Origin of the sequence: Streptomyces sp. NPDC047706 (assembly GCF_043204795.1) — a bacterium.
Classification (GTDB): domain Bacteria; phylum Actinomycetota; class Actinomycetes; order Streptomycetales; family Streptomycetaceae; genus Streptomyces.
This window is the reverse complement of record NZ_JBIDCW010000025.1, coordinates 109,307-119,377: the sequence shown is the minus strand read 5'-3', so window position 1 is coordinate 119,377 and position 10,071 is coordinate 109,307. Positions and strand designations below refer to the sequence as shown.

Below are 10,071 nucleotides of genomic sequence, written 5' to 3'. Positions count from 1 at the left end.
CGGCGGGCGCGCCGGCCCGGGGGGGGGGGCGGGGGGGGGCGGCCCCGGGGGGGGGGGGGGGGGGGGGGGGCCCCCCCCCCCCCCCCCCCCCCCCCCCCCCCCCCCCCGACGGTGGCCCGGTTTGACCCCCTCGGCCACCGCCCCGTAACCTTGACCGTCGGCGTGTCGAGTGGCACGCCACATCCCCGTAAACCTCTTCCTCCGGGACGCCGGGCGTCTCGGAGAGGCCGCTTCGCATGTCGGGTGGCTGGACTGCGGGGGTGCCGTTCCCGAGCGAGAGAGTGAGATCCGCGTGTACGCCATCGTGCGCAGCGGTGGCCGCCAGCACAAGGTTGCTGTCGGCGACATCGTTGAGGTTGACAAGATTTCCACCGCCGAGGTTGGCGACACGGTCGAGCTCTCGACCCTGCTCGTCGTCGACGGCGACGCTGTGACCAGCGACCCGTGGGTGCTGGCCGGCATCAAGGTCCAGGCCGAGGTCGTGGACCACCACAAGGGCCAGAAGATCGACATTCTGCGCTACAAGAACAAGACCGGCTACCGCCGTCGTCAGGGCCACCGCCAGCAGTACACGGCGATCAAGGTCACTGAGATCCCCGCGGCTGCGAAGTAAGGGACTGAGGAGAGATGGCACACAAGAAGGGCGCATCGTCCACCCGTAACGGTCGTGACTCCAACGCTCAGCGCCTCGGCGTGAAGCGTTTCGGCGGTCAGGTCGTGAGCGCGGGCGAGATCCTGGTCCGCCAGCGTGGCACCCACTTCCACCCGGGTGCGGGCGTCGGCCGTGGCGGCGACGACACGCTGTTCGCGCTGCAGGCCGGTTCGGTGCAGTTCGGCACCCACCGTGGCCGCAAGGTCGTGAACATCGTTCCGGTCGCCTGACCGGAAGCTTTCGCGAGGCGGACCTCACTTCCCTCACCGGGAAGCGGGTCCGCCTTTCGCGTGTTGCTCAAGAGACATTCCCGTACGTAACTGGAGGCACCAGACCATGACCACCTTCGTGGACCGCGTCGAACTGCATGTCGCCGCGGGTAACGGGGGCCACGGCTGTGCCTCCGTCCACCGTGAGAAGTTCAAGCCGCTCGGCGGACCCGACGGCGGCAACGGCGGCCGCGGCGGGGATGTGATCCTCACGGTCGACCAGTCGGTCACCACGCTGCTCGACTACCACCATTCCCCGCACCGCAAGGCCACCAACGGCAAGCCCGGCGAGGGCGGCAACCGCTCCGGCAAGGACGGCCAGGACCTGGTGCTGCCGGTGCCGGACGGGACCGTGGTGCTCGACAAGGCGGGCAATGTGCTGGCCGACCTGGTCGGGCACGGCACCTCCTTCGTCGCCGCGCAGGGCGGCCGGGGCGGCCTCGGCAACGCCGCGCTGGCGTCCGCCCGGCGCAAGGCGCCCGGCTTCGCGCTGCTCGGTGAGCCGGGCGACCTCCAGGACGTCGTACTGGAGCTCAAAACCGTCGCCGACGTGGCGCTCGTGGGGTATCCGAGCGCCGGCAAGTCCTCGCTGATCTCCGTGCTCAGCGCCGCCAAGCCGAAGATCGCCGACTACCCCTTCACCACGCTCGTGCCGAACCTCGGTGTCGTCACCGCCGGTTCGACCGTCTACACCATCGCCGACGTCCCCGGACTCATCCCCGGCGCCAGCCAGGGCCGGGGGCTCGGCCTGGAGTTCCTGCGGCACGTCGAGCGGTGCAGTGTGCTGGTGCACGTCCTGGACACCGCCACCCTGGAGTCCGACCGCGATCCGGCCTCCGACCTCGACGTCATCGAGGCGGAGCTGCGGGAGTACGGCGGGCTGGACGACCGGCCGCGGATCGTCGTGCTGAACAAGATCGACGTGCCGGACGGCAAGGACCTCGCGGAGATGGTCCGGCCGGACCTCGAGGAGCGCGGATACCGCGTGTTCGAGGCGTCAGCGGTGGCGCGGACCGGCCTGAAGGAGCTGTCCTTCGCGCTGGCCGACCTGGTCGCGCAGGCCCGTGCCGCCCGGCCCAAGGAGGAGTCGACGCGGATCGTCATCCGGCCCAGGGCCGTGGACGACGCGGGCTTCACGGTCGTCCGCGAGGACGACGGGCTGTACCGGGTGCGGGGCGAGAAGCCGGAGCGCTGGGTGCGGCAGACCGACTTCAACAACGACGAGGCGGTCGGGTATCTCGCCGACCGGCTCAACCGGCTCGGTGTCGAGGACGAGTTGGTGAAGGCCGGCGCGCGCTCCGGGGACGGCGTGGCCATCGGCCCCGAGGAGAACGCCGTGGTGTTCGACTGGGAGCCGAGCGTCATGGCCGGTGCGGAGATGCTGGGCCGCCGCGGTGAGGACCACCGCATGGAGGAGCAGCGTCCCGCGGTGCAGCGGCGCCGGGACCGGCAGGCCGAACGGGACGAGATCCAGCAGGCGTTCGACGACTTCGAGCCGTTCTAGGCGGCCGGGAACGGACCGGGCCCCCTGCGGGCCGTCGGTGCGACGGCGGTCGCCTGACGGCCTGGAGGACCCGTTGCGGCAAGGCGGCGTCCGACGCGTCGCTCCCGTGCGGCGCCCACGCGTCCGCTTTCCCGACGCCCCGCCCCGCCGGCTGCTGCACCGCTCGGCGGGCAAGCGCCGTCCCGGACGCTGGACCGGCGCGCGGTGGACGAGCCGCTTCGCGTAGATTGCGGTTCCGGGGCACCGGACCTACGCGAGGGGACAGACAGCAAGGTGGCAGGGGCAAGGCAGGCCGTGCACGAGGCCCGCAGGATCGTCGTCAAGGTGGGTTCCTCGTCGCTGACCACCGCCTCCGGCGGGCTGGACGCGGACCGGGTCGACGCGCTCGTCGACGTCCTCGCCAAGATCCGCAGCGGTGGTGAGAAGGAGATCGTGCTGGTCTCCTCCGGTGCCATCGCCGCCGGTCTCGCCCCGCTGGGCCTGCGCCGCCGCCCCAGGGACCTGGCCCGCCAGCAGGCGGCCGCCAGCGTGGGCCAGGGACTGCTCGTCGCCCGCTACACCGCCTCCTTCGCCCGCTACGGAGTCCGCGTCGGCCAGGTGCTGCTCACCTCCGACGACATGAGCCGCCGCGCCCACCACCGCAACGCCTCCCGCACCCTGGACAAGCTCCTCGCGATGGGCGCCGTGCCGATCGTCAACGAGAACGACACCGTCGCCACCGACGAGATCCGCTTCGGCGACAACGACCGGCTCGCCGCGCTCGTCGCCCACCTGGTCCACGCCGACCTGCTGGTGCTGCTCTCCGACGTGGACGGCCTGTACGACGGCGACCCCGGCAAGCCGGGCACCTCGCGGATGGCGGAGGTACGGGGCCCGGCCGACCTCTGCGGTGTGGAGATCGGCAGCGCCGGCAAGGCCGGTGTCGGCACCGGTGGCATGGTCACCAAGGTCGAGGCCGCCCGGATCGCCGCCGCCGCGGGCATCCCCGTCGTCCTCACCAGCGCGGTCCACGCCACCGACGCGCTGACCGGCCAGGACACCGGCACGTTCTTCCACCCCACCGGCAAACGCTCCGCCGACCGCCTGCTGTGGCTCCAGCACGCCTCCGCCCCGCAGGGGGCGCTGACGCTGGACGACGGAGCCGTGCGCGCGGTCGTGGAGCGCCGCACCTCGCTGCTGCCGGCCGGAATCGCCGCCGTCGAGGGCGAGTTCAGCGCCGGCGACCCGGTCGAACTGCGGGACGGCACGGGTCACGCCGTGGCGCGCGGGCTGGTCAACTTCGACGCCAAGGAGATCCCGCTGCTGATCGGCCGCTCCACCCGGGAGCTGGCGCGTGACCTGGGGCCGGCGTACGAGCGTGAAGTCGTCCACCGGGACGATCTGGTGATCCTGCACCACTGACACCGATTGGCGCGCGGCCGAAAACAGGGGGAACGCCCCGCAAATGCCCCCGTCCTGAGGTGGACGTTCCGCAAAACCGCCCCGCGATCCCGCGGCGCCTGCTCAACTTTGTCTCACAGGCGCATACCGCGCGGGCATGGCTCGACCCCTGCTCGACCATCGTGTAAAGGAGGCCGTCGTGAGACGAGTGCGCCCTGGGGCAGCGTCCCGCGGCGGTGCCGGTGGAGCCTCCCCCCGCCCGGCGGGCGAGGAGCGCGCCCTCACGAGCGTCGCCGCCGGTGACCGCTACCCGGGCGAGGAGCCCGAGGACCTGCCCCGGCTGTGGCACGTCACTCTCAGTGTCTCCGGCGAGGCGGCCCCGCTGCCGGAGGTCCGGCGGGCACTCGAACAGCTCGCCCACGACCACCCCTTTCTGCTGACCAGCAGATACGCCGACGACCACGCGGAGATCCGGTACTGGGAGGAAGCCCGCGACCTGCACGACGCGGCCGCTGTCGCGCTGCGGCTGTGGGGCGAGCACCGGCAGACCGCCGGGCTGCCGCCCTGGGAGATCGTCGGCCTGGAGGTCATCGACCGGGCCACCTACCACCAGCGCATCTCCGAGGGCTACGGCCCGCTGCCCGCGTCACCCGTGGGAGTGCACCCGTTTTGAGGGGCTTGCGCCCGTGTCTCGGGGTTTGGGATGACCGGTGAAGCCCTCCGTGCCGCGCACTACCCTTCCCTCATGACCACGCTTTCGCCGTACGACTCCATGACCCCGGTCACCCAGGCCGCCTACCGTGCCAAGGCCGCCGCAGCCGACCTCGCGCCGCTGCCGCGGGCCGTGAAGGACGACGCGCTGCTCGCCGTCGCGGACGCGCTGGAGGTCCGTACGAGCGAGATCGTCGAGGCCAACGCCAAGGACGTGGCCAAGGCCCGCGAGGCCGGCACCAGCGAGTCCGTCGTCGACCGGCTGACCCTCACCCCGGAGCGGGTGCGGGCCATCGCCTCCGACGTGCGCGACGTGGTCGCGCTGCCGGACCCCGTCGGTGAGGTGGTCCGCGGCTCGACCCTGCCCAACGGCATCGACCTGCGCCAGGTCCGCGTCCCGCTGGGCGTGGTGGGGATCGTCTACGAGGCCCGGCCGAACGTCACCGTGGACGCCGCCGCGCTGTGCCTGAAGTCGGGCAACGCCGTCCTGCTGCGCGGCTCCGCCTCCGCGTACGAGTCGAACACCGCGCTCGTGCGGGTGCTGCGCGACGCCGTCGGCGGCGCCGGGCTGCCCGCCGACGCGGTGCAGCTGGTGCCCGGCGAGAGCCGCGAGAGCGTGCGCGAGCTGATGCGGGCGCGTGGCCTGGTCGACGTGCTGATCCCGCGCGGCGGGGCCTCGCTGATCCGCACGGTCGTCCAGGAGTCCACCGTCCCGGTGATCGAGACCGGCACCGGCAACTGCCACGTCTACGTCGACGCCGACGCCGACCTGGACACGGCTGTCGAGGTGCTGATCAACTCCAAGGCCCAGCGGGTCAGCGTGTGCAACGCCGCCGAGACGCTGCTGGTGCACCGGGACATCGCCGACCGGTTCCTGCCGCGCGCCCTGGACGCCCTCGCGGAGGCCGGGGTGACCGTGCACGCCGACGAGCGGGTGATGGCGTACGCCGAGGGCAGCAAGGCGGCCGTCGTCGAGGCGACCGCCGAGGACTGGGAGACGGAGTACCTGTCCTACGACATCGCCGCGGCGGTGGTGGACTCCCTGGACAAGGCCGTCGAGCACATCCGGCTGTGGACCTCCGGGCACACCGAGGCCATCGTGACGACCTCCCAGCAGGCCGCACGCCGCTTCACCCGGCTGGTCGACTCCACGACCGTCGCGGTGAACGCCTCGACCCGTTTCACCGACGGCGGCCAGTTCGGCTTCGGCGCCGAGATCGGCATCTCCACGCAGAAGCTGCACGCCCGCGGGCCGATGGGGCTGCCGGAGCTGACCAGCACGAAGTACATCGTGACCGGCGACGGGCACGTACGGCGCTGAGGCGCACGCCCCCGGCGCGCGCGGCCGGGGAGATGTTCCGGCAGGCGGATGAATTTCCATACCGTCTGCCCAAAATGACCCCCCAGGTCTACTCTGGATCCGTGCCGGAGGACGTGGGGGGCACGCCGTTCCCTGACGGCTGGGAGCCCGACGACGACCACGACCGCGGGGTGTCGGACGAAGAGTTCGCCTCCGTGGTCTTCGACGAGGCCTTCGTACGGTCGGCCGCGGTGCACGAGCCGACCGCCGTCGAGCGCCTCGTGGCTGCCGCACAGGCCAGGGCCGAGGCCTCCGAGGCGGAGGCCCGCCGGGCACACGGCAGGCGTGAGCGCCACGACGACGCGTACGGCCCCGACGACCCCGGCGCGTTCGGCCACGACGCGGACCTCGACGACCTGGACGACTTCGACGTCCCCGGCGACCACGTCGGGGCGTACGGCAAGCAGGTCCGCTGGCACCGGCCCGTCGCCTGGCTGCTCGCCCTCGTGATGGGCATCGGCATGATCGCGCTGGCCTTCGCCGCGGTCTACCGGGGCGCCTCGTCCCACCGCCAGGACCAGGTCCCGCCGCCCGCCTCGACCGGCCTGGAGCACGGCACGTCGGCGGCGCCCTCCGCCTCCGCCGACCACTCCCGGCCGACCGTCCCGGCGGTCCCGCCCACCCCTTGAACGTCCGGATCCGACCGCCCGGACGGCGGCTCCGTACCTGGTGAGTACCTGTCAGAAGTTGTCGTGCAGCGAGGCGTTTACCCGGGCTTGCGCAGACCTACTCTGAAGATATGGGCGGGCCTGGAGAACCACCTGAGGGGACACCCGACGGCGCCTCCAACGGTGCGGACGACGAATACCGATCCGTCGTGTTCGACGAGTCGTTCATCCGCGCTGCCCGCCTCGAGGAGTTCTCCGCGCAGGAGCGCCTGGCCGACCACGCGCCCGCCGTCCGCCGCCGCATGCCCATGACGCCCAGGCGACGGGGCCTGTCCCGGCAGGCGCTGCTGCTGGTCGTCCTCATCGCGATCGCCTTCGGCACCGCGCTCTACATGGGCGTACGGCACCCCTACCAGACCCCGCAGGCCGACCGCCTGGCCGACCCGCTGCGGATGACCGTCATCCCGCTCACACCACAGGGCAGGGTCCCCGGCGGCGCCGACGCCGACCGGCTCTACGCCGGCAGTCCGGCCGCCCAGTTCCGTGCCGGCGCCGAAGGCATCACACTCCCGGCCGCCCGGCGCACCGCGAACTTCTCCGACGGCCAGGTCGTCACCGCCCTGACCACGGCGAAGGACTACCTCGTGCGCTCCTCGCTCCACCCGGACGTGCTCACCGGCGGGCAGACCAGGCCCGTGCGCGTGCTGCTCGACCCCGAACAACTCGATCAGTTCGACCGCAGCTTCGCGCACCCGGCCGCCGACGGCCGGCACGCCCCCATCGGCTGGCTGGTGCGCTTCGACCCCTCACGGGCCGAGCTCGCCGACCGCACGATCCGGGTGCAGGGCTCCCTGGAGGCCGTCGAGACCGACGCCGCCACCCTGGAGGTCACCTCGGACCACACCTTCGTGTACGCGCTGCGACCGGCCGGCGCCGGTGACCGCGCCCAGGTCTCCCTGTTCACCGTCCGGCGCGAGCTGCACTTCCGCTTCGACCGCGACGACCTGCGGCTGCACCAGGCAGAGCTGGTCGGTTCCTCACTCCAGGCCGGGCCGCTGTCCTGCGCCGAGGACGCCACCAACCACCTGCGCCCCCTGCTCGCCGGCCAGACCCCCGAGGCGGGCGGACCGGCCGGCACCGACCCGTACGCCCCCCAGGGCACGGCGGCGCTGTGCGCAACGCTGGCGGACAGCGCGCAGCCGAGGGCCTGAGCGGGGGTCAGTCCTCGCGCGGCGGTTCGGCGGACCCGGTCGAGCCGCCCGAACCATTGGTACCCGTCGTGCCCCTCGTGTCCGCGGAGCCCGTCGTGCCCGCGGAGCCCGTGCCGCCGGCCGCGAAGCCGCCGAAGCCCCGCCGCACCCGGCTGCCGAGGTCCCCCGCGCCGCCCGCGATGTCGTTGACCAGCTTCATGAGCGGGTCCTTGCTGTGACGCACCTGCCCCGCGTAGCTCGCCGCCGACTCGCGGAAGGAGTCGGTGACCGAGGTGTCCTTGTCCTCGCCGCGCCGCGGGTAGTGGCCGTCCATGATCCGCTGGTAGTCGCGGGAGGCCGCCCACTTCTTCAGCTCGGCCGCGCGGATCGTGGCGAACGGGTGGGAGCGGGGCAGCACGTTCAGGATCTTCAGCACGGAGTCACGCAGGTCGCCGCCCGCCTCGTACTCCTCGGCCTGCTCCAGGAAGGCGTCCACGTTCATCTCGTGCAGATGGTTGCCGCCGGCCAGCTTCATCAGGCCGCGCATCGAGGCCTGGAGGTCCTGCCCGACCAGCAGCCCGGCGCGGTCGGCGGACAGCTCCGACTTGCGGAACCACTCGCGCAGCGCCGTCACGATCGCCATGATCGCGACATTGCCCAGCGGGATCCACGCGACCCGGAGGGCGAGGTTGGTCAGGAACAGCAGGACCGTGCGGTACACGGAGTGGCCCGACAGGGCGTGGCCGACCTCGTGGCCGATCACCGCCCGCATCTCCTCCTCGTCGAGCAGTTCGACGAGTCCCGTGGTCACGACGATGATCGGCTCGTCCAGGCCGACGCACATCGCGTTGGGCAGCGGGTCCTGGTTGACGTACATCGGCGGGACCTTCTCCAGGTCCAGGATGTAGCAGGCGTCGCGCAGCATGTCGTTGAGATGGGCGAACTGCCGGTCCGAGACGCGTACCGAGTCGGACAGGAACAGCAGCCTGAGGCTTCGCTCGGGCAGCAGGCCGCTGAGCGCCTTGAAGACCGTGTCGAAGCCGCTCAGCTTGCGCAGCGCGACCAGCGCGGAGCGGTCCGCCGGGTGTTCGTACGCACGTGAGGAGATCTCCGGGAAGCGCCTGCGCTGCCTGCTCGGCACCCTCTCGTGCCCGTCCTGCTGGTGGCCGTCGTCGGACATGTGGTCCCCCATGTGCGTCGGTGTGCCCTGGTGTTCGCTCTGCGCCTTCTTGTACGCCCCCGAAGTCAGCCCCAGCCTAGGCGCAGATACCGTGGACGGGCAGTACGACGAAGGAGTCCCGCACCATGGAGCACATCGCCGCGACCGACTGGCTCAGCGCCGCACCGGAGCAGGGGGCGGGGAATCTCCTCCGGGTCGTGCTGATCGTGATGGTCGTCGGCTGTGTGCTGACGGGATGGTTCCTGCTGCGGGGTTACAGGCGGAAGGACGACTGAGGGCCAGGGAAGGTTGCTCGACGGCGGAGTCGGCGTGAGCGCGGCCGAGGCCCCCGCTTACGATGAGCCGACGTCCTTATGCCGCCCACACGCGATAGGTCCTGCCGAAGATGAGCTTCCACAGCGCCGCTGCCCAGTTGGTCACCCTCGCCGCCGAGGGCGAGGAGCACGGCAACCACGAGAGCCTCAGCCCCCTGCTCACCGGCGGTGGCGCGTTCATCGCCCTGATGCTGCTGCTGTGGATCACCACCCGGTTCAACCGCGACCGCTGACTCCACAGGCCGGGCCGGTAGGGTCTGCACGCATGGGAGAGCAGGACATGCCTACCGGCCCGTCGACCCCGGCCAAGCGCCGGCTCGGCGTCATGGGCGGGACGTTCGACCCGATCCACCACGGGCACCTGGTGGCGGCCAGCGAGGTCGCCGCCCAGTTCCACCTCGACGAGGTGGTGTTCGTACCGACCGGGCAGCCGTGGCAGAAGACCCACCGCAGCGTCTCCCCGGCCGAGGACCGCTATCTGATGACGGTCATCGCGACCGCCGAGAACCCGCAGTTCTCGGTGAGCCGCATCGACCTCGACCGCGGGGGCCCCACGTACACCGTGGACACCCTGCGTGACCTGCGCTCCCTCAATCCCGACACCGACCTGTTCTTCATCACCGGCGCGGACGCCCTCGCCCAGATCCTGACCTGGCGCGACAGCGAGGAGCTGTTCTCCCTCGCGCACTTCATCGGGGTCACGCGGCCGGGTCATGTCCTGACCGACGCCGGGCTTCCGGAGGGCGGCGTCTCGTTGGTCGAGGTTCCCGCCCTCGCCATCTCCTCCACGGACTGCCGTGCGAGAGTCGCCAAGGGCGACCCCGTCTGGTATCTGGTGCCGGACGGAGTCGTGCGCTACATCGCAAAGCGACAGCTGTACCGCGGCGAGTGAGCCGAGAGGGG

General features: G+C 71.9%; 12 protein-coding genes. 11 read left to right on the top strand and 1 reads right to left on the bottom strand.

The features are described 5' to 3' along the window. Positions 1–292: 292 nt before the first annotated feature. From rplU to ACGF8A_RS26835, 8 genes are all read left to right on the top strand, one after another. The gene (rplU, locus tag ACGF8A_RS26870; RefSeq protein ID WP_393112460.1) at positions 293–613 is read left to right on the top strand and encodes a 50S ribosomal protein L21; all 321 of its coding nucleotides are present in this window, start codon (positions 293–295) and stop codon (positions 611–613) included. 14 nt (positions 614–627) lie between these two features. Beyond that, positions 628–882 carry a 50S ribosomal protein L27 gene (gene rpmA, locus ACGF8A_RS26865; RefSeq protein ID WP_014672692.1) on the top strand — a complete coding sequence of 85 codons (255 nt, stop codon included), beginning with the start codon at positions 628–630 and terminating at the stop codon, positions 880–882. A 106-nt stretch (positions 883–988) separates the two neighbouring features. Beyond that, a complete protein-coding gene (gene obgE, locus ACGF8A_RS26860) occupies positions 989–2,425 on the top strand; it encodes a GTPase ObgE (protein ID WP_393112458.1) in 1,437 nt (478 codons plus the stop codon). Between the two features lie 294 nt (positions 2,426–2,719). Then, positions 2,720–3,826, top strand: coding sequence for a glutamate 5-kinase (gene proB / locus ACGF8A_RS26855; RefSeq protein ID WP_393112470.1), 1,107 nt, complete (start codon positions 2,720–2,722; stop codon positions 3,824–3,826). 136 nt (positions 3,827–3,962) lie between these two features. Continuing rightward, entirely contained in the window at positions 3,963–4,478 is a 516-nt protein-coding gene (locus ACGF8A_RS26850) for a hypothetical protein (RefSeq protein ID WP_393112456.1), read from the top strand. Positions 4,479–4,550: 72 nt separating this feature from the next. Continuing rightward, complete coding sequence (locus ACGF8A_RS26845; protein WP_393112454.1) at positions 4,551–5,837, top strand: glutamate-5-semialdehyde dehydrogenase; 1,287 nt, start codon at positions 4,551–4,553, stop codon at positions 5,835–5,837. Positions 5,838–5,911: 74 nt separating this feature from the next. Continuing rightward, positions 5,912–6,505 carry a hypothetical protein gene (locus tag ACGF8A_RS26840; RefSeq protein WP_393112452.1) on the top strand — a complete coding sequence of 198 codons (594 nt, stop codon included), beginning with the start codon at positions 5,912–5,914 and terminating at the stop codon, positions 6,503–6,505. A 110-nt stretch (positions 6,506–6,615) separates the two neighbouring features. Continuing rightward, the gene (locus ACGF8A_RS26835) at positions 6,616–7,695 is read left to right on the top strand and encodes a hypothetical protein (protein ID WP_393112450.1); all 1,080 of its coding nucleotides are present in this window, start codon (positions 6,616–6,618) and stop codon (positions 7,693–7,695) included. Positions 7,696–7,702: 7 nt separating this feature from the next. Here the strand turns inward: ACGF8A_RS26835 and ACGF8A_RS26830 are convergent, their stop codons facing one another. Next, the gene (locus tag ACGF8A_RS26830) at positions 7,703–8,854 is read right to left on the bottom strand and encodes a M48 family metallopeptidase (protein ID WP_393112468.1); all 1,152 of its coding nucleotides are present in this window, start codon (positions 8,852–8,854) and stop codon (positions 7,703–7,705) included. A gap of 125 nt (positions 8,855–8,979) precedes the next feature. Here ACGF8A_RS26830 and ACGF8A_RS26825 point away from each other — a divergent pair, with 125 nt between their 5' ends. The 3 genes from ACGF8A_RS26825 (at position 8,980) to nadD (ending at position 10,060) form a co-directional block, all read left to right on the top strand. After that, positions 8,980–9,129 (top strand): hypothetical protein, encoded by a 150-nt coding sequence (locus ACGF8A_RS26825; RefSeq protein ID WP_393112448.1) that lies wholly within the window; start codon positions 8,980–8,982, stop codon positions 9,127–9,129. A 110-nt stretch (positions 9,130–9,239) separates the two neighbouring features. Further along, positions 9,240–9,401, top strand: a complete 162-nt coding sequence (locus ACGF8A_RS26820) for a hypothetical protein (protein ID WP_393112446.1) — start codon at positions 9,240–9,242, stop codon at positions 9,399–9,401. Positions 9,402–9,433: 32 nt separating this feature from the next. Further along, the gene (gene nadD / locus ACGF8A_RS26815; RefSeq protein WP_385382452.1) at positions 9,434–10,060 is read left to right on the top strand and encodes a nicotinate-nucleotide adenylyltransferase; all 627 of its coding nucleotides are present in this window, start codon (positions 9,434–9,436) and stop codon (positions 10,058–10,060) included. The last annotated feature ends 11 nt before the right edge of the window (positions 10,061–10,071 follow it).